The organism is Hydrogenophaga sp., assembly GCF_965657535.1.
Lineage (GTDB): Bacteria > Pseudomonadota > Gammaproteobacteria > Burkholderiales > Burkholderiaceae_C > Hydrogenophaga.
Map to the genome: position 1 here is coordinate 103801 of NZ_CBFHOP010000010.1, position 21548 is coordinate 125348.

Consider the following 21548-nt stretch of genomic DNA (forward strand, 5'->3'; position numbering starts at 1 on the left):
CACGCAGACACAGTTTGGCTTCCAAGATGTGCTGTCTTGCACTAACAAGGGATTTGAAATGAACAAGTTTTCGACGTTGGCCGTTGCAGCAGCATTGTCCTTGGCCGCTGCCAGCGCCATGGCCACCACCGTGATCGACAATTTCAGTGTCGCTCAGACCCAGGTTGTGGACCAAAACAATGCGGTCGGTGGCGTTTGGGCGGCTCAGGCTGGCTCCATGGCTGAAACCAGCATCCTGGGCGGCTATCGCGATATTTTCGTTGACGCCCTCGGCGGTGCCACTGGCTCCAAGGATGTGAACATTCAGGTAAGCGGTGGTGAGCTGTCGTACAACGCCGATGCCGGTGTGGCCGGTTATGGCTTGGTTCGGTGGGACGGCGTTGCCACGGGTGGCAGTGTCGATGTCTACGGCCTGGGTGGCATGGACCTGATGTCCATGGGCTCTGGTTTCATGGTGTTTGCAGACGCCAACGGTGCGCCCATTGACCTGATCATGCGCGTCTGGTCTGGTACCGCAGGCAACCTGTTTGCTGTGACCAAAACCGCTGTTGACGCGGTGTTTGAATACACCTTCAATTTCTCCGAGTTCATTGGCGTTGATTTTTCGGACGTTGGCGCCATCGAACTGCAAATGAACAACGGCGTGTTCAAAGGGCGCGATGCCTCGATCAGCTTGGTCCAAGCCGTTCCCGAGCCAGGCACCGTTGCGTTGCTGGGTGTGGCCTTGCTGGGCCTGGGCGCTGTGCGCCGCCGCAGGTCCTGATCAAGCGCGCCCGGTTGGTTCAGAAAGGCGACGCGAGTCGCCTTTCTTGTTGGGCGCTCCATGTGCCTGCCACCCCGAGGTTGCAGTCCCGGTCGGTCGGTGCACGTCTGCTTGGTGAAGCCACTGCAAGGTGCTTTGCTCCACGGCCTCCCGGGCGCTGGCCGTCGAGCAGGTGTGGTCTGCACCCGCCAGGCATTGCGGCGTGAGCGCGGCCTTTTGGCGCCACCCGGTCCAGGCCGATTCCGCATCGGCGTACTCGCTGAACTCTTGCGCGGTCAGGTCGCGTTCGCTCAGCAGCAGCAACACCGGGCCGGCAAAGCGGTGCCAGCCTTCGGCCATGCGGTGCTGAAAGGCTTGCGGCGTACCCTGCGAGCCGCGCATGCGCGCCAGGTGTGCAAACAAGCTGCGCAGCGCTGACCAGCCCACGCCACCTCGCAGCAGTTTGTGCCAAAACGCCACCTCCTGCAGCCGCTGGCGGTAGTAGTGCTTGACGTGCGCCTTGGCCAGGCCGGCTTCTGAGCGCACCCAGGGGTTGAGCAAGGCAAGGCCCGCCACGCGGGGGTCTGCGGTGGCCTGCACATACAGCAGGCTGGCCGAAGCACCGTCGCACAGGCCCCACAGCACCACGTTATCGGCGTTGGGGCACGCGGTTTGAAGGGCGTCTATGGCGGCGCCTAGGTGGGGTGTGGTTTCTTCAAATCCGGTGAAAGCGCCGGGGCTGTCGCCCATGCCGGGAAGGTCGAACCGCAGCACCGGGTAACCGGCCGCCGCCAGAAAGCGCGCGAGCAACACAAACTGCCGGTGGCTGCCCACGCGGTACTGCGCGCCGCCCACCACCACCACCACGGCGGTGCGTTGCACGGGTGTGCCCGGGGTCGGCAGGCTGACGATGCCCAGCATGTCACCCGCTGGGCCTGGTATGCAAACCGCACGCTCTTCGGTGTTCATGGGGTGGGCTGGGGCATGCGCAGGGCCGCCAGCGTGGCTTGTATCAGCGCGGGCGCGTCGTAGGTGCCCACGGTTTGCCAAAACGCTGGACCGGCCACGGTGTGGGCCTGCACCTGCCAGCCGGCGCTGCGCCAGGCATGCAGGGCGTTTTCCGAGGCCGGGCTGGTGGTCGGTGCCGCGAGGGGAGACACGTCCAGCCACACCATCTGGCCAGGCTGCGCGCCGGGCGGCGGTTGCAGGCTCGCCCGGCCCATGCCTTGGGCCAGTGCGGGGGTGAGCGTGTAGCCGGCCATGTCCACCGGTTGCCCTTGGGCGAGTGCCTTGGCGGGCGACGGCGCGTGGGCACTGCTGTTGCCCAGCCATTGCGCTGCGGCATGCAGCCGCAAAAACTGCTGCAGCATCAGCTGGCCGCTGTGCACGGGCTGCCACAGCAGCAGGTGGGCTGGCCCTGCGGCCGGGCCTTGGTTTGGGGTGTTCAGTTGGGTCACCAGATGCACCGCCAGCAAGGCGCCCGCGCGCAGGCCCCACATCCACAGCGGGCCGCTGGCGTGGTGCTGCAGCCAGTTGTGCGCGCGCAGCGCGTCGGCTTGCCAGGCTTGCCAGGTGGCGTTGGCAAAGTCGCCCGAGCTGTCGCCGCAGCCCAGCAGATCAACTTGCAGCACGGCATAGCCGGCTTGGGCCATGGTGCGCGCCTGCTGCGCCACCACGCGGCGGGTGGTGTTGAGCTCTTCGGCAAAGGGGTGCAGATACAGCACGCGGCCGCGGCAGGCAGCGCCCTGCGGCGGGTGAAACAGGCAAAAGCGCTGACCGCCCGCGCCGTCTGGCATAAAAAACGCCTGGGGCAGTGCGGGGCGCTCGGGTGGGGTCATGCGCCTTGGTCGTTCAAGGCTTGCTGCACCAGGTCACTCACGCTGCCCACGGTGGCAAACACGGTGCCATTCATGTCGTCGTCGCTGAAGGCGACGCCAAAGTGATTTTCAAGACCGGTGATGAGGGCCAGCACAGCCATGGAGTCGAGCTCGGGCAGTGCGCCAAGCAAGGGTGTTTCGCGGCGAAAGGCTTGTGCGCGGCCCTGCAGGCTGAGGGCTTCATCAAGCACGCGGAGCACTTGTTCGGTGACGTTCATGGGCTGCCGTGGACCTCGCGGTAAATGGGCTGATTCTAGAGAATCTGTTGCTTTTGCAGTGGGGGTTGCGGGGGATGTGCGCACGGTGTGCGCAACGCCGATGGCTTAACATGATCCGCATGCGCCACGCACCCCATTTCAGGGAAGCCATACCGCCCGTTTTGTTGCACGAGCTGCCGGCGCGCTCGGCGGCCTGCTGGCCTGCCCGTGTGGCGCTCACCGCAGGCTCACAGGCGGTGGTGTATGCCGACTTGCAGGCCCAGGTGGTGCGTTGTGCTGGGGGCTTGCTGGCGGCGCGGCTGCCGCGTGGCGCGCGGGTGGCGGTGTTTCTTGAAAAACGGGTGGAAACCGTGGTGGCCAGCTTTGCCGCGCCGGCGGCGGGCGGCGTGCTGGTGCCGCTGAACCCGCTGCTAAAGGCAGCACAGGTGGTGCACATACTGCAAGACGCGGGCGCCGAAGTGCTCGTGACGTCTGCGGCCCGGTTGGCCGCGTTGCGGCCAGCGTTGGCCGATTGCCCGGCGCTGCGCCATGTGGTGCTGTGCGATGGCGACGAAGCCACACTGAACGAGCACCCGTCGCCAGCCGGGCTGCGCTTGCACACCTGGCAGGCCTGGAACGCTGCGCTGCCCGTGGCCTTGCCTGCGGCGCTTGAAACCGATGTGGCGGCCATTTTTTACACGTCGGGGAGCACGGGGCGGCCCAAAGGCGTGGTGCTGTCGCACCGCAACCTGGTGGCGGGCGCCACCAGCGTGGCGGGGTATTTGAACAACACCGCCAACGACACCTTGTTGGCGGCGCTACCGTTGTCGTTTGACGCGGGTTTTAGCCAGCTGACCACGGCGTTTCTGGTCGGCGCGCGGGTGGTGCTGTTGAACTACTTGCTGCCGCGCGACGTGTTGCAGGCCATGGCGCGCGAGCGGGTGACGGGGCTCACCGCCGTGCCACCGCTGTACATGCAGCTGGCCGCGCTGGACTGGCCGCCCGAGGCCACCCAGCACCTGCGCTACTGGGCCAACACCGGCGGGCGGATGCCGCGCGCCACGCTGGACAGGTTGCGTGAGCGGGCGCCGGGGGCGCTGCCTTTTCTGATGTACGGCCTGACCGAGGCGTTTCGTTCCAGCTATTTGCCACCCGACGAGCTTGAGCGGCGGCCCGACTCCATGGGGCGGGCCATTCCCAATGTGGAGCTGCTGGTGTTGCGCGAAGACGGCACCGAGTGCGACGCAGACGAACCCGGGGAGCTGGTGCACCGCGGCCCGCTGGTGGCGCTGGGTTACTGGAACCGGCCCGAAGACACCGCACAACGCTTTCGACCGCTGCCGGGTCACCTGGTGGTCGGACGCGAGGGCTTGGCCCGCGCCGAGCTGGCGGTGTTTTCCGGTGATACGGTGAAGCGCGACGCCGATGGCTTCTTGTATTTCGTGGGCCGGCGCGACGAAATGATCAAGACCTCGGGCTACCGGGTGAGCCCAACCGAGGTGGAAGAAGGCGTGTACGGCAGCGGGCTGGTGCAAGAGGTGCTGGCGGTGGGCGTGGCCCACGAGGCGCTGGGCCAGGCTGTGCATGTGGCGGCGGTGCGGTCTGCCCTGGCGTGTGGCGACGACGCAGCCGACACCGCCGCCTTGCTGGCCCATTGCCGCACCCACCTGCCGGGCTACATGGTGCCGGCTGCGGTGCACTGGGCCACCCAGCCGCTGCCGCGCAACCCCAACGGCAAACTCGACCGACAACGCTGGAAAGCAGAACATGACCTTCTTTGAAACCGCAGCCGGCGAGCTGCTGGTGGGCGGCGTGCCCTTGCGTCGGCTGGCCGAGCGCGTGGGGCAGACCCCTTTTTACGCTTACGACCGGGCCTTGCTCGCGGCGCGGGTGGCGGCGGTGCGTGCCGCATTGCCGCAGGGCATGGGCTTGCACTACGCGATGAAGGCCAACCCCATGCCGGCGCTGGTGGGTTTCATGCGCCCGCTGGTGGACGGGCTGGATGTGGCCTCAGCAGGCGAAATGGCGGTGGCGCTGGACGCTGGCGCCGATCCGCAGCACATCAGCTTTGCCGGCCCGGGCAAGCGCGACGCCGAGCTGCGCCAGGCGGTGGCTGCGGGGGTGTTGCTCAACCTGGAATCGCCACGCGAGGTGGCGCTGCTGGCCGATGCTTCTGGCGCGTTGGGTGTGCCGGCCCGCGTGGCCGTGCGCGTGAACCCCGACTTTGAACTGCGCGGCGCCGGCATGCGCATGGGCGGCGGCGCCAAACCCTTTGGCGTGGACGCCGAGCAGGTGCCCGCGCTGCTGAAAGCCATTGGCGCAGCTGGGCTGCAATTTGAGGGCTTTCACCTGTATCCGGGTTCACAAAATCTCAAAGGCGAGCTGATGGCGCAGGGTCTGCGGCAAAGCTACGAGCTGCTGCTGCGCCTGGGCGCCGACGCGCCCGCACCGGTGCAGCAGATCAACCTGGGCGGTGGCTGGGGCATTCCGTATTTCCCGGGCGAGCAGCCGCTGGACCTGGCCCCGGTGACCGACGCGCTGGCCGACATCCAGGCCCGCATGGGCCGCGCGATGCCGCAGGCGCGCGCCGTGCTGGAACTGGGGCGCTACCTGGTGGGCGAGGCGGGTGTGTATGTGGCCCGCGTGCTCGACCGCAAGCTGTCGCGCGGCCAGGTGTTTCTGGTGACGGACGGCGGCATGCACCACCACCTGGCCGCTTCGGGCAATTTTGGCCAGGTGATACGGCGCAACTACCCGCTGGCGATTGGCAACCGCATGGGCGCTGCCGACACCGAATCCGCTTCGGTGGTGGGGCCGCTGTGTACGCCGTTGGATGTGTTGGGCGAACGCACAGCGCTGGCCCGCGCCGAGCCGGGCGATCTGGTGGTGGTGTTTCAGTCGGGCGCTTACGGACCCAGCGCCAGCCCGCAGGGCTTTTTGGGCCACCCGCCTTGCGCTGAAGTGCTGGTGTGACCGTGTGCACCGCCGCGGTGAACCGCGTCGTGGCGCGCACCGGTCTGTGGCTGCTGGCCTCGCAGCATCCGCTGACGGCGCTGGGCGTGCAAACTGCACTGGTTTTGGTTGGTGGCACCTTCATGGCCGAGCGCGTGGCCCGCGCCAACACCGACTTGGTGGGCCGTCTCACGCACCGGCAGTGCTGGTCTTGACCTGCTGAAAACGCCAGCCGACTGGGCAGTGGGGCTCGGCTTGGGGCGGTTGCCCTCGCACTACAGCCGCGCAGCGCCAGACGGTGCTTACCCAGGTCAGGCGGTCTGGGCCAAAAACGCGCAGGGCAGGGCCGTGTGGTGTTGTCAGGCCCGTTGGGCCGGGAAGCGCTGGCACGTCACTTTGCATTGACGCAACGCACGGCACTGGAGGGTGGGGGGCGCTACCGTGTCAGGGTGTTGTTGCAGGCGCCAGGGGCTGGACGGCTGGCGGTGCGTATTTGTGAAAGGCACTTGCTTTACAGCGGCGCTTGCCAGCATCGGGTGTTGACATGGCATGGCAGCGCGAGTCGAGGTTTTTGGGTGGAAGGCCGGCTGAGCGATCAGGCGTTTGCAAACCTGCGCACCGGTTGGCGCCGGTCCAGCGGCGGGTTGGCCGTTTCGGCTACGCGGGCGGGCCAGCAGGCGCGGTTGTATGCGGTGGAGATGGTGGACCCCAGGGGCAGGCAGGTGCTGCGCAACACCGATTTTTCTGAGCGCTGGCAGCACGGGCTGCCCGCTGCGCAAGGGCATTTTTTGCCCTGGCATATGGACAACGTTTACCTGGAGGTGCTGGTCGAGCGCGGCGTGTTGGGCTTGCTGGCCATGGCGCTGCTGCTGGTTGGGGCGCTGCGAAGCCTATGAAGGGCTTGAAAGCCGGTGACGCCTTGGCCTGGGTGCTGGCGGGTTCGCTGCTGGGCATGCTGGCACTGGGCGCGGTCGTCAGTGTCATAGACGTGCCGCTTGTGGCGCTGATACTGTTGCTTTTTGTGTTTAAAAATAATCTGAAACGTGGGTAATTTGACCACTTGAGTGTTCTTAACGGGTGGTAATAAGTTTTTTTGGCGGTTATTCTGGTAAGAGCCAAGTTTGAAGAGCGGTATTTGTCGAAAAATTTGACAGGGACGTTCGTTTGATCAAAATTTTCAACCACTACTTTCACCGTCGAACTGTGCTCCAGGTGTTGCTGGACATGGGGCTGGTGGTGGTGGGGCTCCTCGCGGCGCTGTGGGTGCAGGCGCCCCCTTCGGTGATCAACCAGCCGGTGGTGACCGAGGGACTCAGTCGCGGCATCTTGATGGCCCTGGGCATGCTGGCAGTGAACTCGGCGCTGGGCTTTTATGAGCGCAGCCGCAGCAAAACCACCGGCCAGATGCGCGCGCGCGCGGTGTTGTCGTTTGTGTTGTCGGGCGGCATTGCGGTGGGTGTGCTGTGGCTGCTCCCGCTGGAGGCTTCTTACGACATGCGCTGGGTCACGCTGGTGGTGCTGGGCACCACGGGCTTCATGCTCACGCACCGTGTGCTGGTGGGCGAAATGCTGCCTTCGGGCCTGGCGCGGCGCAAGGTCCTGGTGTATGGCACCGGTGACCGGGCCAAGACGGTGGGCCAGTCGCTGGCGTTGGCCAGTTCAAACGTCAAGTTGCTTGGCTACTTTGCCAGCCCCAATGAGACCGAGCACAAGGTGTCTTCCTGGGCCACGCTGCCCTCGGGTGAGCGGCTCAACGACATGGTGCGGCGGCTGGATGTGGACGAAATTGTGGTGGCACTGTCCGAGCGCCGCGGGGGCAGCATGCCCATGCGTGAACTGCTGGACTGCAAGTTGCAAGGGGTCCGCGTTTCAGACATCGCCACGTACTTTGAACAAAACCTCGGGCAAATCCGCCTGGATTCCATTTCAGCTGGGTGGCTGATCTTTGGCGAGGGTTTTAACCAGGGTTTTGTACGCACCACCGTCAAGCGGTTGTTTGACATCGTGGGGGCATCGGTGTTGATCGTGCTGACGCTGCCCCTGATGCTCGTGGCCGCGCTGGCGGTGAAGCTGGAGAGCCCTGGCCCGGTGCTCTACCGGCAGCAGCGCGTGGGGCTCAATGGCCAGCCGTTTGACGTGGTGAAATTTCGCAGCATGCGCACCGACGCCGAAAAAGACGGTGTGCCGCGCTGGGCCGCTGCGGCGGACAGCCGCGTGACCCGGGTGGGCAGGTTGATCCGCAAGGTGCGCATCGATGAATTGCCGCAGCTGTTTGGGGTGTTGGTGGGCAGCATGAGCCTGGTTGGGCCACGACCCGAACGCCCTTATTTTGTCGACCAGCTGACGCAGGACATTCCGTTTTATGCCGTGCGCCACAGCGTCAAGCCCGGGGTGACCGGCTGGGCGCAGGTCAACTACCAATATGGCGCCTCGCGCGAGGACACCATTGAGAAGCTGCAATACGACCTTTACTACGTCAAGAACCACTCGCTGTTTCTGGATCTGGTGATCCTGTTTGAGACGGTGGGCGTGGTGTTGACGGGCAAAGGTGCGCAGTAACGCGCGGGCACCAGAGTGGCCAGGACGGACCGCATGAACGATATGGTGTCTCCCCTGACCCTGTGGGGCTTTGGCCTTGCGGCGTTGGCCTATGGTGGGCTCTCGCTGTTTCTGGCCACGCGGGGTTATTTCCGGGCGCCGGTCAACCGCACCGGGCTCGCCGTGCTGCTGGCTTCGGTGCTCACATCGGTTTGGGCTGTGGTCGGTCTGGTGGCGGCTGACACGGCTGCTGGCGGGTGGTGGTCGGCCGTGCTCGATGTGGCGCGCTATGCCGCCTGGTTTGCCCTTCTGGCGTTTCTTCTTCGCAGCGGGCAGGGGCGCGGCCACACAGCGGCTTCTGCCCAGTGGATCGAACCGCTGGCCTTGGCGCTGCCCGTGTTGGGGCTGCTGATTCTGGGGTTTACCGCCCTGTGGGCCGGCTCAACCGAGTCGGGCCTGTCTGCGGTGTTTCTGTCCATGACGTTGATGGCGGTGTTTGGGCTGGTGCTGGTCGAACAACTGTTTCGCAACCTGCCTGAAGACGCTTTGTGGAGCGCCAAGCCCATTTGCCTGGGGCTGGCCGGCACGTTCATTTACGACCTGTACCTGTTTTCGCAGGCGGTGCTGTTCCATGGCATGGACCCCGATGCGCTGGACATCCGCGGGCTGGTGCACGCCGCATTGATGCCGCTGGTGCTGATGTCCACCACGCGCCACCGCAACTGGATCGCCAAGATCCGGGTGTCGCACCAGGTGGTGTTTCATTCGGCCACGTTGCTGCTGGTGGGGGGCTACTTGCTGTTCATTGCGGGCGTGGGCTATTACGTGCGCTACTTTGGCAGCGACTGGGGCCGGGCGCTGCAGCTGGCGTTGGTGTTCCTGGCGCTGGTGCTGCTGTTTGCGCTGGGCTTGTCGCGCTCGTTCCGGGCCCGAGTGCGGGTGTTGCTGGGCAAACACTTTTTTCGCTACCGCTACGACTACCGCGAAGAGTGGCTCAAGTTCACACAGACGCTGTCCAACCAGTCGGGTCCGCAAGACATGGGCCTGCAGGTGATTCGGGGCCTGGCGGACATGCTGGAGAGCCCGTCGGGGGCTTTGTGGTTGCACCGGCCAGGCGACAGCCTGTTTCGACATGTGGCCCGCTGGAACCTGCCGCAGGTGGACGACGCGGAGCCGATGGACTCGGCCCTGATGGCGTTCATGCACCGCACCGGCTGGGTGGTGAACCTGGCCGAATACCGCAGCAAACCCGAGCGTTACGACAACCTGGCTTTGCCTGGCTGGCTCGCCGCGCAGCCGCAGGCCTGGTTGTTGGTGCCGCTGTGGTTAGGACAAGACTTGCTGGGTTTTGTGATGCTGGGCAGCCCGCGCACGCGCACGGATGTGAACTGGGAGGTGAACGATCTGCTCAAGACAGCCGGGCGCCAGGCCGCCAGCTTTCTGGCCCAGATGCAGGCCACCGAAGCGCTGTTGGAGGCCAAGAAGTTTGAGGCCTTCAGCCGCATGTCGGCCTTTGTGGTCCACGACTTGAAAAACATCGTGACCCAGCTGTCGCTGATGATGAAAAACGCCAAGCGGCTGGGCCACAACCCCGAGTTCCAGGCCGACATGCTGATGACGGTGGAAAACTCGCTCGACCGCATGCGCCAGCTGATGCTGCAGCTGCGAGAGGGCGCCGCCCCCGGTGGTACGGCGGTGGGGGTTGATCTGGGCCGCCTGGCCCAGGGGCTCGCCACGTTGGCCACCCGCCGCGGGCGCAGGCTGGAGCTGGAACTGGAGCCCCGCGTGGCCACGCGCGGCCACCAGGAGCGCCTGGAGCGTGTGGTGGGGCACTTGGTGAACAACGCTCTGGATGCGACCGATGGTGAGCAGCGCGTGTGGTTGAAGGTTGAACGCTTTGGTCGCCATGCGCGGGTGGAAGTTGGCGACCAGGGGATGGGGATGTCAGAGCAATTTGTGCAAGAGCGTTTGTTCAAACCCTTTCAAACCACCAAAGAAGCCGGCATGGGCATTGGGGCGTATGAAAGTTTTCAATATGTGCAGGAACTGGGCGGGACGGTGACGGTCAGCAGCCAGGAGGGAGCGGGCACCGTGGTCACGCTGCTGTTGCCGCTGATCGAAACGTTTCAGGCGTCCGACCTGCAAACACTGGGTGAGGCATGAGTACTGAAAAAAATAGCCTGCAACTGATGATCGTGGAAGACGATCTGGCGTTGCAAAAGCAGATCAAGTGGTCGCTAGACCCGTTTGAGTCGGTCTGCGCCGCCGACCGCGAGAGCGCGTTGACCCAGCTGCGGCGCCACGCGCCAGCGGTGGTCACCATGGACTTGGGGCTGCCGCCCGACGCCGATGGCACGGCCGAAGGTTTCAAGCTGCTGGAGCAAATGCTGGCTGCCGCGCCCGACACCAAGGTGATCGTGCTGACCGGACAAAACGGCCAAGCCAACGCCTTGCGCGCGGTGGCCATGGGCGCTTACGATTTTTTGGCCAAGCCCTTTGAGCCCGAAATGCTCAACCTGACCGTGGAACGCGCCTTTCGCCTGCATGCGTTGCAGACCGAAAACCAGCGTCTGCAGGCCATGCGCCAGCCAGACACGCTGGCCGGCCTGATCACCCGCGACCCCGAGGTGTTGCGCGTGTGCCGAACCATTGAGAAAGTGGCCAACACCGGCGCCACCGTGATGCTGCTGGGCGAGAGCGGTACGGGCAAAGAGGTGCTGGCGCGCGGGTTGCACCAGTCGTCCAACCGCAAGGCCGGGCGCTTCGTGGCCATCAACTGCGCAGCCATTCCCGAAAATTTGCTGGAAAGCGAGCTTTTTGGCTATGAAAAAGGCGCCTTCACAGGTGCTGCTAAAACCACGATGGGCAAAATAGAAACCGCCCACGGGGGCACACTGATGCTGGACGAGATTGGCGACCTGCCCATGCCGCTGCAGGCCAAGCTGCTGCGGTTTTTGCAGGAACGTGTGATTGAGCGGTTGGGGGGGCGCCAGGAGATTCCGGTCGATGTGCGCATTGTGTGTGCGACCCACCAAGACCTGAAGCAGCTCACCGGTCAGGGCCGCTTTCGAGAAGATTTGTTTTACCGTCTGGCCGAGATTGTGGTGAACATTCCGCCCCTGCGGGCGCGGGTGGGCGACGCGGCTTTGCTCGCGCACGCTTTCACCAAACGGTTTGCACAGGAGCAAAACCGCCGCAACCTCTCGCTCTCGGAAGACGCCTTGCGTGCCATTGAGGCCCACACCTGGCCGGGCAACATCCGCGAGTTGGAGAACTGCCTCAAACGTGCCACCATCATGGCCGATGGCAGCCAGGTCAAGGCCGAAGACCTGGGTTTGCCCACTGTGGTCGGTGAAGCCGCAGAGCCCTCTTTTGACCTGCGCACCGTGCGCGACGAGGCCGAACAGAAGGCCGTGATTGCCGCCTTGGCGCGCGCCAATGGCAATGTGCTCAAGGCGGCCGAGCTGCTGGGCGTGAGCCGGCCCACGTTGTACGACCTCATGCACCGCCTCGGGTTGAAATAAGCGGTTCCCGCCATTCAGGAGGACTCCATGAAAAAGACGACCTTGCGCAAGGCTGTTGGTCCGGTCTCTCTGGCGTGGGTGATGCTGCTTGCCGCGTGTGGCGACAGCGACCCTCAGAAAATGCTCGCATCGGCGCGGCAATACCTTGACGCAAACGACCACCCGGCGGCCATCATTCAGCTCAAGAACGCGCTGCAAGAAGCGCCTGACCTGGGCGAAGCCCGCTTGTTGCTGGGCAAGGCGTTGTTGCTCAACGGCGACGCGGCCGGTGCCGAGACCGAGCTGCAAAAAGCCCGAGAATTGGGCCATCCGCCTGAGACCGTGACGCCGTTGTTGGTCCGAAGCCGGCTGGCCCAAGGCCAGTTTCAACAAGTCACCAACGAGTTTGCCAACACCGACTTGGCGGACCCCGCAGCCCAGGCCGAGCTGAAAACCCTGGTGGCCATTGCCTGGCGCCAGCAGGGCAACTCGGCGGCTTTTGAGGCCGGCCTGCAAGCGGCGCTCAAGGCCAAAACCGATCACGCCCCGGCGCTGATTGAGCAGGCCCGTTTCAAGGCTGCACAGCGCGACTTCGATGGCGCCCTGGCGGTGCTGGACGGCGTGTTGGCCCGCAGGCCGAAAGACGAAGAGGCCTTGAAGCTCAAAGGGGACGTTCTTCTGTACGGCCAAGCCGATCCAGCGCAGGCGCTGGCGGCCTATCGGGCTGCGGTGCAGGCCCGCCCCGACTTTCAAGATGCGCAGGCCGGCGTTGTGCGCGTGTTGATGGGCCAAGGGGACCTGGATCAGGCCGCGAAAGCATGGGACGCGCTGGCCCAATTCGCCCCGGGGCGGCCCCAGACGCTGTACCTGCAGACCCAGCTGGCCTTTCAGAAGAAGGATTTCAAGGCCGCCCAGGCCTCGGCGCAGCAACTGCTGAAGCTCACACCCGACAGCCCCACGGCGCTGGAAATGGCCGGTGCTGCCGCGTTTCAGCTCAACGCGATGGCGCAAGCCGAGGCGATGCTGTTGCGCGCGGTGCAGGCCGCACCGCAGCTCAAAATTGCGCGTCGGGTGCTGGTATTGACCTACCTGCGTACCGGGCAGGTAGACAAAGCCTTGTCGGCTTTGCCGTCCGATCTCGCCACCAACGACAGCGACCCGGCTTTGCTGGCCGTGGCCGGACAGGCCTACATGGTCAAGGGTGAAGCGGAGCGGGCAGAGCAGTTGTTCAGCCGGGCCAGCCGCCTGGCCCCCAAGGACGCCGCCATGCGCACCTCGCTGGCGGTGAGCCAGCTGATGGCGGGCAAAACCGAGCTGGCCATGGATGCCTTGCAGGACATTGCTGCGACAGATGCCGGTGTGATGGCCGACATGGCCCTGATCAACGCCCACCTGCGCAAGCGCGATATCGACAAGGCCTTGATCGCCATTGCCGCACTGGAGAAGAAGCGCGCCACCGATCCCATGCCGGTGCACCTGCGTGGCCGGGCGCTGCTCATGCGCAACGACCAGGCAGGCGCCCGCGCAGCCTTTGAGCGTGCCCAGAGCATCGACCCCGAATACTTTGCAGCCACCGCCGCCCTGGCTGCGCTGGATGTGGTGGATGGCAAGCCGCAAGAGGCGCAAAAGCGCTTTGAAGCAGCGGTGCAGCGCAACCCCAAAAATGCGCCGGCACTCATGGCCTTGGCTGAGCTCAAGCTCGGTGCGGGTGGCAGCAAAGACGAGGTGGCCGATCTGATCCGCAAAGCGGTGGACGCCGCGCCCACGGACAAGGCCCCCCGGCTTATGCTGGCTGAGCACTACCTTCGCCAGCACGACGCGAAGAACGCGCTGTCAACCGCACAGGCGGCCGTGGCCGCACGGCCCGACGCACCCGAATTGCTGGATGCTTTGGGCCGTGCACAGACGGCCAACGGGGAGCACAACCAGGCGCTGAGCAGCTTCAACAAGATGGTGGGCTTGCTGCCGGGTTCACCGCTGCCCTATGTGCGCATGGCCACGGCGCACAGTGCCAACCAAGACAGCCCGGCCGCCATGCAAAGTTTGCGCAGGGCGCTGGAGATTCAGCCCGATCTGCTGAGCGCGCAGCGCGGCCTGGCCGACCTGGCCGTGAAAGCCAACCAGCCCTCGGAAGCCCTGGCCGTGAGCCGCACCGTGCAGAAACAGCGGCCCAAAGACGCGGTCGGGTTTGTGTTGGAAGGCGATATTCACGCGGCAGGCAAGAACTGGGGCTTGGCCGCCGATGCCTACCGCGCCGGCCTGAAGGTGGCTGCCGGCCCCGAGTTGGTCATCAAGCTCCATGCGGCGCTGAGCATGGGGGGCAAAGCGGGCGATGCCGAACGCTTGGCAGCGGACTGGCTCAAGAACAAGCCGAAAGACCCTGCGGTTCCTTTGTACCTGGGTGATCGGGCCATTGCGGCGCGCCAGTGGACCGACGCGCAACGCCATTACGAACGCGTCATTGAACGCCAGCCCAAGAATGCTCTGGCCTTGAACAACCTGGCCTGGGTGGCCGGGCGCCTGGGCCGGACCGACGCGGTGGCCTTGGCCGAGCGGGCCAATGAAGCTGCACCCAACCAGCCGGCTTTCATGGATACCCTGGCGGTGCTGCTGTCTGAGAAGGGCGAGCACGCAAGGGCTTTGGCGCTGCAAAAGAAGGTGCTTGAGGCGCAACCGCAAGCACCGGTGTTCAAGCTCAACCTGGCCAGGATGCAGATCAAAGCGGGGGACAAAGCCGCTGCGCGCACACTGCTCAACGAACTCGCTGCGCTGGGTGAGACTTTTTCAGGGCAGGCCGAGGTGAAAGAACTGCAGCAGGACTTGTGAGTGATGGCTGTCGAAATATTTGACACTTTCAGCGCTGTTTGAACGGCTTTGGTACAAGTTCAGAAATTGTTTATATAAATCAACAGTTTGCGCGATGATTTTCAAGAGGCAAGATTCTTGCTTACACAAGAGGTTACAAGTCAGGTCTGGCAAATGGGGCTTGCAAGCGCCGCCCTTGAACCCGCGCAGACCACGTTTTTCCGGATCACAGGTGACTCACCATGACCCCAGACCACAACCCTGGACCGCAGATGCGTGAAATCCAAGACAGCCCCCAAGGCGGCGGTGTCAGCCGTCGGCGCCTTGTGCGCGCCGGTTTGACTGCAGCGCCCGTGATGGCTGCCTTGAAAAGCAATACGGTGCTGGCTGGTGAGCACTCATGCATCCGCCCATCATCGTTTTCTTCGCTGGCAGCGGCCCACATGAAGCTGAGCAAAGGCCGGACCGTGAGGACGGACTACGCCTGCAAGTCGCACGGTTACTGGAAGAACCAGCCGCTCACCTGGAACAACGATTTCAAGAAGAAACGCTTCCTGAATTCGAAGTTCACCACCACAGGCTTCACGGCCAACCCTGGGTCGTTCTTCAGCAAGAAGACATTTCAGGAAGTGCTGGACATGGGCGGCAACGACCGCAATACGGCGCTCGCCCGCCATGTGGTGGCCGCCTATTTGTCTGCCGTCTCGGTGAGCGATCACCCGGACCATGTGTGGTTGACCAAAGCGCAATGCAACGCGATCTGGAATGGCCAGGGCGTGTGGAAGCCCTTCGCAGGCAGCCCGACCTGGACGCTGCAACGCACCATGGACTACTTCAATATGGTTCTGGGTCCCGCCTTCTTGCCACCATCTGCGTGATTTCCACCCATGCGCCCCGCAGCGCTCGCTGCCACCGTGCCGCCGATTTTGCGGTGCGCGTGTGGGCAGACGGCGCGGTGGTTTACGACGAAGCCGATGCCAGCTTGCACGCGCTCAACCCCATTGCGGGTGAAGCGTTTTCTCTTTTGCGCGCCCACCTTGCGCTGACGCCCCATGCACTGGCTTCGCTGCTTTTTCAGGACGAACCCCAAGAGGACGACGTGGCGATGGTGGAGCAGTTGCTGTCAGCGTTTGAGCACATGGGCCTGATTGAGCGCTTGCCAGCGTGACCGAGCCCCGTCTGCTTTCAACACTGACGCCCACCGAGCTGAGCTGTCAACTGGCGTCCTCGGGTGTGTGGTTGCGCATCCCGCCGTTTGTCGTGCACATTCAAAGCCCCATGGCTGTGGTGGCAGCGGGCGTGTACGCGCTTTATGCTGACTACACGTTGCTGGACGGGCGCGATTGCCTGGCCGACTTTCACGTGGCGGTGTTGCCCCGGCGCCGCTGGTTCAAACCCCTGTGCGTGTTTGAGTTTGACGGTTTCCAGCCCTTCACGCCGCTCGCCCACGGCGAAGCCTTTGCGTTCCTGGAGTGGGGCATGAATTGGTGTGTGACCAGCCACTGCCACAACCTGCTCACGATCCATTCGGCGGTGCTGGAAAAAGGCGGGCATGCGCTGATGCTGCCGGCACCGCCCGGGTCGGGCAAAAGCACCTTGTGCGCCGCACTCATGCTGCAGGGCTGGCGTTTGTTGTCCGACGAAATGGCGTTGCTGGACCCGCAGACCGGCCAGCTGGTTCCTGCCCCGAGGCCCGTCAGCCTCAAGAACCAGTCTATCGACGTGATCCGCCAACGCGCGCCCTCCGCCGTCATGGGGCCTGTGGCGCGCGACACCATGAAGGGCACGGTGGCGCATCTGCAGGTGACGGCGTCCAGCCTTGCCCGGGCCGATGTGCCGGCGCTGCCGGCCTGGGTGGTGTTTCCAAAATACCAAAAGGCGGCGCCCCTGCGCTTGGAGCCGCGCCCCAAAGCCGGGGCGCTGGTGGAACTGGCGTCCAACAGTTTCAACCACCATGTGCACGGGCGAGACGGTTTTGAGGCCTTGGCAAACCTGGTTGACCGGTGTGCCTGTTTTGACCTCAGCTATGGCGATCTGGATGAGGCGCTGGCTTGGTTTGATGCGCTGGAGGTGCCGCCATGAGTGCGCCCTCCATGGCCTTGCTGGTTGATGCGTTGCAGCATCCCGAGTGCCTGGGTGTCTTGCGGCCGGGGCAGTGGGATCTGCTGATTCGCCAAGCGCGACAGGCCGATGTGCTGGCCCGTCTGGCCGCCGGAGCCCAGCACGCTGGTTGCTGGCATGCCATACCCCCGCAACCCCGCATGCACCTGGCTTCAGCCCGCCAGCTGGCCTTGCGACAGCACACCGAACTGCGCCACGAGGTGCTGGAAATTGAACGCGCCTTGCAACCGGTGGGCCTGCCGGTGGTGTTGCTCAAAGGGGCTGCGTATGCCCTGGCGGGGCTGCATGCATCGCGCGGGCGCAGGGTGTCCGATGTGGACATTCTGGTGCCGCGCGAGCGCTTGGCCGATGTCGAGTCGGCACTCATGATGGCTGGCTGGGTATCGACCAACCGCGATGCCTACGATCAGCGCTACTACCGCACCTGGATGCACGAGCTGCCGCCGCTGCGGCACATGCGCCGCGGCTCGGTGCTGGACGTGCACCACGCCATCTTGCCGCTGACCGCACGGTTCACACCCGACACCCAGGCGTTGCTGCGGTCATCGGTGGCGGTGGCTGGGCGCGAAGGCATTCGGGTGCTTTGCCGCGCTGACATGGTGCTGCACAGTGCCGCGCATTTGTTCCACGAGGGCGAACTGGAGATGGGCTTGCGCGGGCTCGTGGACCTGGACGCGTTGCTGCGAGAGTTTGCCCAAGCGCCTGATTTTTGGGATGGCTTGGTGCAGCGTGCGCGCCTGCTCGACCTGGAGTGGCCGTTGTTTCAGGCCATTCGCTACACCGGCAGTGTGTTGCAGACGCCGGTACCCGCCCGCGTGGTGGCGCCGCTGCAGCAGCGCCTGAGCGTATCGCCTTGGCGACTGCGTTGGATGGATGCGCTGTATCTTCGGGCTTTGCGCCCCGACCACGCGTCAGTGTCAGACGCGTGGACGCCGCTGGCGAGATGGGCTTTGTACCTGCGGGGGCACTGGCTGCGTATGCCGCCGGGCTTGCTGGTGGTGCATTTGCTGCGCAAAGGGCTGTCCAGTGCCTACCCCACGAAAGCTCGCCATGACCAGGAGCTTTAACCGACTTTTGCCGGTGTTTGTTGGGGCTTTGCTGTGCAGCGCGGCTTCGCACGCGGGCTTGGCAGACACGGTGGCCCGGGTCAAGCCTTCGGTGGTGCTGGTGGGCACCTACCTGGCCACCAACAGCCCGCGTTTTCAGTTGCGCGGTACGGGTTTTTTGGTGGACGGCGGACAGCGTGTGGTGACCAACGCCCATGTGTTGCCAGAGGCTGTGGGGGCAGCGGATGCGCCCGCGCTGGTGGTGCAGTTGCGCCAGGCCTCGGGTGAGTGGCACATGCGGCCGGCGTCGTTGTTGGGCCGGGACGACCCGCACGATCTTGCGGTGTTGCGCATGGCGGGGTTGCCAGGGCCCGCCATGGTGCTTGGCGATTCAACCCAGGTGCGCGAGGGCGACGACCTGGCTTTCACCGGGTTTCCGATCGGTGGCCTGCTGGGCTTTTCGCCCGTCACCCACCGCGCCACGGTGTCCTCCATCACTGCAGCGGCCTTGCCCAGTCCGTCGGCGCAACGCCTGAACGAGCGCGCCATACGCGGCTTGCGAAACGGCACTTTCGACATTTTTCAACTCGACGCCACGGCCTACCCGGGGAACAGCGGTGGGCCACTGTTTCACCCCGACACCGGGGAGCTGGTGGGTGTGATGAACATGGTGTTGATCAAGGGCACCCGCGAGTCGGCGATGAGCCAGCCTTCGGGTATTTCGTACGCCATTCCCAGCCGCTACGTCAAAGCGTTGCTCGATAAACATCCCTGAGAGCCAAGCCCAGACCGCAGGGCGCGTGGCGCTATGCTTTCGGTTCAACGTAAAGCGGGAAATGCACATGGACCAGGTGGATGCAGTGGTGATTGGCGCGGGCGTGGTGGGGCTGGCGGTGGCGCGGGCGCTGGCGCTCAGTGGCCGCGAGGTGATGGTGCTGGAGCGTGCAGCGGCGGTGGGTACCGGGACCAGTTCGCGCAACAGCGAGGTCATTCACGCGGGCATTTATTACCCAGCAGGCTCGCTCAAAGCCTTGCTGTGTGTGCAGGGCCGCAGCCAGCTGTATGCCTATTGCGCCGAACGCGGCATTGGCCACCGCCGCTGCGGTAAGTTGATGGTGGCCACCACGCCGAGCCAGCTGGCAGCCCTGCCAGCCATCGTGAACAAAGCCCGCGCCAATGGCGTGAACGACCTGCAGTTGCTGAGCGGCGAGGAGGCGAGGGCGATGGAGCCCGCCCTGTCGTGCCTCGGCGCCGTGCATTCGCCCTCCACCGGCATTGTGGACAGCCATGCGCTGATGCTGGGGTTGCAAGGCGATCTGGAAAACGCGGGCGGTCTGGTGGCGTTGCAGGCGGGCGTTTCGCAGTTGCGCGCGGTGGCCAAAGGTATCGAGGTGTCTACCCTTGATGGCACCGGCTTGCTGGCGCGCACGGTGGTGAATGCGGCTGGGTTGAGTGCTTGTGATCTCGCGCAGCGCACCGAGGGACTTGCTGCACGGCATGTGCCCCGTGCCTGGTTTGCTAAAGGCAACTATTTCACCTTGGCGGGACGCTCGCCGTTTTCGCGGCTGATTTACCCTGCGCCCGAGCCCGACCGGCACCTGGCGGGGCTGGGTGTGCACCTCACAGTGGACCTGGGCGGGCAGGCCAAGTTTGGCCCGGATGTGCAGTGGGTGGACTCCCCCGACGATTTTGAGGTGGACCCTGCGCGCGGCGAGGCTTTTTATGCCGAGGTGCGCCGCTATTGGCCGGCGCTGCCCGACGGCGCTTTGCAGGCGGGCTATGCTGGCATTCGGCCCAAAATCAGCGGCCCGCAAGACCCTGCAGCCGACTTTGTGATTCAGGGCCCCGAGACGCATGGTGTGCCCGGTCTGGTCAACCTGCTGGGCATCGAGTCGCCTGGACTCACCAGTTGCCTGGCCATCGCGGACCACGCTGTTCGCCTGGTGTGATCAGCGGCGCGGCGCGTGCGCCTTGATGGCCTGGGCCGCTTCTTTCACCAGGGACGGGCCCTTGTAGATCAGGCCGGTGTAGATCTGCACCACGTTGGCACCGGCCTGGATTTTGCTCACGGCGTCTTCGCCGCTCATGACCCCACCCACCCCGATGATGGGAAAGCTCTTGCCCAGGCAGGCGCGCAGGCGGCGTATCACCAGGTTGCTGGCTTGCAGCACGGGTGCGCCCGATAACCCACCGGCTTCATCGGCGTGTGGCATGCCGGCTACCGCTGCGCGGCTCAGCGTGGTGTTGGTTGCGATGACGCCAAACGCGTTATTGGCCATGCCATCGCTGCCCGCACCGTAGCGCATCAGCGTGCCCGCAATCACCTCGATCTGGGTGTCGTCCAGGTCGGGTGCAATCTTCAGAAAGATGGGGATGCGCCGGCCCGACTGCTGGGCCAGTTGTTCTCGGCGCTCGGCCACGGCGCCCAGCAACCCGTCCAGGGCTTCGTCGCTTTGCAGGCTGCGCAGGTTTTGCGTGTTGGGGCTTGAAATGTTGACCGTGACGTAGTCCGCATGGGGATACACCCCATCCAGGCAGGTCAGGTAGTCGTCGGTGGCCCGCTCAATGGGCGTGCTGGCGTTCTTGCCAATGTTCAGGCCGAGCAGCATGGCCGGTTTGCCTGCTGTCTGGCTGGTGCGAAAGCGCGCACGTTGTACGTTCGCTACAAAGGCGTCGAGCCCTTCATTGTTGAAACCCAGGCGGTTGATGAGCGCATTGGCTTGGGGCAGCCGGAACATGCGGGGTTTGGGGTTGCCGGGCTGGCCCTTGGGTGTCACGGTGCCCACCTCGACAAAGCCAAAACCCATCGCGGCCAGGCCGTCGATGCAGCGGGCGTTTTTGTCCAAGCCAGCAGCCAGACCCACGCGGTTGGGAAACGTCAGACCTGCCAGCGTGACCGGGTCGTCCACGCGGAGCTCGCTGTACAGGCAGGTCAGCGGGGAATGCTGCAGCTTGGCGATGGTGTGCAGCGTCAGTTCGTGGGCCGCTTCGGGGTCCATGCCAAAGAGAAACGGACGGGTGAGGGCGTAGGGCAGAAGGGACATCAGATAATCAGCGGGTTATTGTTTACACCGATTGTCTCAAATGACCCAAGACGAACTCAAAACCCTGGTCGGCCAGGCCGCCCTGCAGTATGTGACCCCCGGCGAAATCGTTGGTGTGGGCACCGGCTCCACCGTCAACAAGTTCATCGACGCGCTGGCCACGATGAAAGACCAAATTCCAGGTGCGGTGTCCAGTTCCGTTGCCTCTACCGCTCGCCTGCAAGCGCTGGGTATCCCCGTGTTTGAAGCCAATGCCGTGGGTGAGCTGTCGGTCTACATCGACGGTGCCGACGAAATCGATGCCCAGGGCTTCATGGTCAAAGGTGGTGGCGCGGCGCTCACCCGCGAGAAGATCGTGGCGGCGCAATCGCGCCGTTTTGTGTGTATCGCCGATGAGACCAAGATGGTGAAGGCGCTGGGCGCGTTCCCGCTGCCGGTGGAGGTGATCCCCATGGCCACCGCGCGTCTGGTGCGGCAGTTTGAGGCACTGGGTGGCAAAGCACAGATTCGCCTGAAAGACGGCGCCCCACTGGTGACCGACAACGGCCAGCACATCCTGGACGTGACGGGTTTGCAGATCACCGATCCGCTGAACTTTGAGAGCACCGTCAACCAGTGGCCAGGCGTGGTGACGGTGGGTGTGTTTGCCCACCAGCGAGCCCATGTGTGCCTGCTCGGCACGGCCAGCGGTGTGAAGACGCTGACCTTCTAATCCGGGCTCAG

20 protein-coding genes are annotated in these 21548 nt (G+C 64.6%); 16 read left to right on the plus strand and 4 right to left on the minus strand.

Annotated features, from left to right (window positions below; all coding sequences use genetic code 11):
* Positions 1–58: 58 nt before the first annotated feature.
* Entirely contained in the window at positions 59–763 is a 705-nt protein-coding gene (locus tag ACTG4K_RS16710) for a PEP-CTERM sorting domain-containing protein (RefSeq protein ID WP_439115343.1), read from the plus strand.
* Here the strand turns inward: ACTG4K_RS16710 and ACTG4K_RS16715 are convergent, their stop codons facing one another.
* From ACTG4K_RS16715 to ACTG4K_RS16725, 3 genes are read right to left on the minus strand one after another with little or no spacing between them, the layout of a single operon-like run.
* Positions 764–1711: a hydrolase 1, exosortase A system-associated gene (locus tag ACTG4K_RS16715; RefSeq protein WP_439115344.1), complete on the minus strand. Its 948-nt coding sequence runs from the start codon at positions 1709–1711 to the stop codon at positions 764–766.
* Complete coding sequence (locus tag ACTG4K_RS16720; RefSeq protein ID WP_439115345.1) at positions 1708–2580, minus strand: hydrolase 2, exosortase A system-associated; 873 nt, start codon at positions 2578–2580, stop codon at positions 1708–1710. Before ACTG4K_RS16720 ends, ACTG4K_RS16715 begins: the two co-directional genes overlap by 4 nt.
* On the minus strand, positions 2577–2837 hold the full coding sequence (locus tag ACTG4K_RS16725) for an acyl carrier protein (RefSeq protein ID WP_439115346.1): 261 nt from the start codon (positions 2835–2837) through the stop codon (positions 2577–2579). Before ACTG4K_RS16725 ends, ACTG4K_RS16720 begins: the two co-directional genes overlap by 4 nt.
* A gap of 110 nt (positions 2838–2947) precedes the next feature.
* Between ACTG4K_RS16725 and ACTG4K_RS16730 the strand changes: the two genes are divergently transcribed.
* From ACTG4K_RS16730 to ACTG4K_RS16795, 14 genes are all read left to right on the plus strand, one after another.
* Entirely contained in the window at positions 2948–4597 is a 1650-nt protein-coding gene (locus tag ACTG4K_RS16730) for an acyl-CoA ligase (AMP-forming), exosortase A system-associated (protein WP_439115347.1), read from the plus strand.
* Positions 4584–5789, plus strand: a complete 1206-nt coding sequence (locus ACTG4K_RS16735) for a pyridoxal-dependent decarboxylase, exosortase A system-associated (RefSeq protein ID WP_439115348.1) — start codon at positions 4584–4586, stop codon at positions 5787–5789. Before ACTG4K_RS16730 ends, ACTG4K_RS16735 begins: the two co-directional genes overlap by 14 nt.
* A 2-nt stretch (positions 5790–5791) precedes the next feature.
* Positions 5792–5983, plus strand: a complete 192-nt coding sequence (locus ACTG4K_RS16740; protein WP_439115349.1) for a hypothetical protein — start codon at positions 5792–5794, stop codon at positions 5981–5983.
* A gap of 677 nt (positions 5984–6660) precedes the next feature.
* Entirely contained in the window at positions 6661–6819 is a 159-nt protein-coding gene (locus ACTG4K_RS16745; protein ID WP_439115350.1) for a hypothetical protein, read from the plus strand.
* 113 nt (positions 6820–6932) lie between these two features.
* Positions 6933–8327, plus strand: a complete 1395-nt coding sequence (locus tag ACTG4K_RS16750; protein ID WP_439115351.1) for a TIGR03013 family XrtA/PEP-CTERM system glycosyltransferase — start codon at positions 6933–6935, stop codon at positions 8325–8327.
* A gap of 33 nt (positions 8328–8360) precedes the next feature.
* On the plus strand, positions 8361–10469 hold the full coding sequence (gene prsK / locus ACTG4K_RS16755) for an XrtA/PEP-CTERM system histidine kinase PrsK (protein ID WP_439115352.1): 2109 nt from the start codon (positions 8361–8363) through the stop codon (positions 10467–10469).
* A complete protein-coding gene (gene prsR / locus ACTG4K_RS16760; RefSeq protein ID WP_439115353.1) occupies positions 10466–11830 on the plus strand; it encodes a PEP-CTERM-box response regulator transcription factor in 1365 nt (454 codons plus the stop codon). Before prsK ends, prsR begins: the two co-directional genes overlap by 4 nt.
* Positions 11831–11857: 27 nt before the next feature.
* Complete coding sequence (gene prsT, locus ACTG4K_RS16765; RefSeq protein WP_439115354.1) at positions 11858–14635, plus strand: XrtA/PEP-CTERM system TPR-repeat protein PrsT; 2778 nt, start codon at positions 11858–11860, stop codon at positions 14633–14635.
* A gap of 251 nt (positions 14636–14886) precedes the next feature.
* Positions 14887–15492: a hypothetical protein gene (locus ACTG4K_RS16770; RefSeq protein WP_439115355.1), complete on the plus strand. Its 606-nt coding sequence runs from the start codon at positions 14887–14889 to the stop codon at positions 15490–15492.
* Positions 15489–15782 (plus strand): hypothetical protein, encoded by a 294-nt coding sequence (locus ACTG4K_RS16775; RefSeq protein ID WP_439115356.1) that lies wholly within the window; start codon positions 15489–15491, stop codon positions 15780–15782. Before ACTG4K_RS16770 ends, ACTG4K_RS16775 begins: the two co-directional genes overlap by 4 nt.
* Positions 15779–16696, plus strand: coding sequence for an HprK-related kinase A (locus tag ACTG4K_RS16780; protein WP_439115357.1), 918 nt, complete (start codon positions 15779–15781; stop codon positions 16694–16696). Before ACTG4K_RS16775 ends, ACTG4K_RS16780 begins: the two co-directional genes overlap by 4 nt.
* Positions 16693–17802, plus strand: coding sequence for a nucleotidyltransferase domain-containing protein (locus ACTG4K_RS16785; protein ID WP_439115358.1), 1110 nt, complete (start codon positions 16693–16695; stop codon positions 17800–17802). Before ACTG4K_RS16780 ends, ACTG4K_RS16785 begins: the two co-directional genes overlap by 4 nt.
* A complete protein-coding gene (locus tag ACTG4K_RS16790; protein ID WP_439115359.1) occupies positions 17786–18556 on the plus strand; it encodes a S1C family serine protease in 771 nt (256 codons plus the stop codon). Before ACTG4K_RS16785 ends, ACTG4K_RS16790 begins: the two co-directional genes overlap by 17 nt.
* Positions 18557–18623: 67 nt before the next feature.
* Entirely contained in the window at positions 18624–19730 is a 1107-nt protein-coding gene (locus ACTG4K_RS16795) for an NAD(P)/FAD-dependent oxidoreductase (RefSeq protein ID WP_439115360.1), read from the plus strand.
* On the opposite strand, the gene ACTG4K_RS16800 is transcribed toward ACTG4K_RS16795, so the two are convergent.
* Positions 19731–20825: a quinone-dependent dihydroorotate dehydrogenase gene (locus tag ACTG4K_RS16800; protein WP_439115361.1), complete on the minus strand. Its 1095-nt coding sequence runs from the start codon at positions 20823–20825 to the stop codon at positions 19731–19733.
* A gap of 40 nt (positions 20826–20865) precedes the next feature.
* Here ACTG4K_RS16800 and rpiA point away from each other — a divergent pair, with 40 nt between their 5' ends.
* Complete coding sequence (gene rpiA / locus ACTG4K_RS16805; protein ID WP_439115362.1) at positions 20866–21537, plus strand: ribose-5-phosphate isomerase RpiA; 672 nt, start codon at positions 20866–20868, stop codon at positions 21535–21537.
* The last annotated feature ends 11 nt before the right edge of the window (positions 21538–21548 follow it).

What these genes read in the sequence shown, in the direction of transcription:
- prsR (WP_439115353.1), top strand. Translation starts at nt 10,466, where the DNA reads ATGAGTACTGAAAAAAATAGCCTGCAACTGATGATCGTGGAAGACGAT.
- ACTG4K_RS16790 (WP_439115359.1), top strand. Translation starts at nt 17,786, where the DNA reads ATGACCAGGAGCTTTAACCGACTTTTGCCGGTGTTTGTTGGGGCTTTG.
- ACTG4K_RS16710 (WP_439115343.1), top strand. Translation starts at nt 59, where the DNA reads ATGAACAAGTTTTCGACGTTGGCCGTTGCAGCAGCATTGTCCTTGGCC.
- prsT (WP_439115354.1), top strand. Translation starts at nt 11,858, where the DNA reads ATGAAAAAGACGACCTTGCGCAAGGCTGTTGGTCCGGTCTCTCTGGCG.
- ACTG4K_RS16720 (WP_439115345.1), bottom strand. Translation starts at nt 2,580, where the DNA reads ATGACCCCACCCGAGCGCCCCGCACTGCCCCAGGCGTTTTTTATGCCA.
- ACTG4K_RS16735 (WP_439115348.1), top strand. Translation starts at nt 4,584, where the DNA reads ATGACCTTCTTTGAAACCGCAGCCGGCGAGCTGCTGGTGGGCGGCGTG.
- rpiA (WP_439115362.1), top strand. Translation starts at nt 20,866, where the DNA reads ATGACCCAAGACGAACTCAAAACCCTGGTCGGCCAGGCCGCCCTGCAG.
- ACTG4K_RS16770 (WP_439115355.1), top strand. Translation starts at nt 14,887, where the DNA reads ATGCGTGAAATCCAAGACAGCCCCCAAGGCGGCGGTGTCAGCCGTCGG.
- ACTG4K_RS16730 (WP_439115347.1), top strand. Translation starts at nt 2,948, where the DNA reads ATGATCCGCATGCGCCACGCACCCCATTTCAGGGAAGCCATACCGCCC.
- ACTG4K_RS16795 (WP_439115360.1), top strand. Translation starts at nt 18,624, where the DNA reads ATGGACCAGGTGGATGCAGTGGTGATTGGCGCGGGCGTGGTGGGGCTG.
- ACTG4K_RS16715 (WP_439115344.1), bottom strand. Translation starts at nt 1,711, where the DNA reads ATGAACACCGAAGAGCGTGCGGTTTGCATACCAGGCCCAGCGGGTGAC.
- prsK (WP_439115352.1), top strand. Translation starts at nt 8,361, where the DNA reads ATGAACGATATGGTGTCTCCCCTGACCCTGTGGGGCTTTGGCCTTGCG.
- ACTG4K_RS16785 (WP_439115358.1), top strand. Translation starts at nt 16,693, where the DNA reads ATGAGTGCGCCCTCCATGGCCTTGCTGGTTGATGCGTTGCAGCATCCC.
- ACTG4K_RS16725 (WP_439115346.1), bottom strand. Translation starts at nt 2,837, where the DNA reads ATGAACGTCACCGAACAAGTGCTCCGCGTGCTTGATGAAGCCCTCAGC.
- ACTG4K_RS16800 (WP_439115361.1), bottom strand. Translation starts at nt 20,825, where the DNA reads ATGTCCCTTCTGCCCTACGCCCTCACCCGTCCGTTTCTCTTTGGCATG.
- ACTG4K_RS16745 (WP_439115350.1), top strand. Translation starts at nt 6,661, where the DNA reads ATGAAGGGCTTGAAAGCCGGTGACGCCTTGGCCTGGGTGCTGGCGGGT.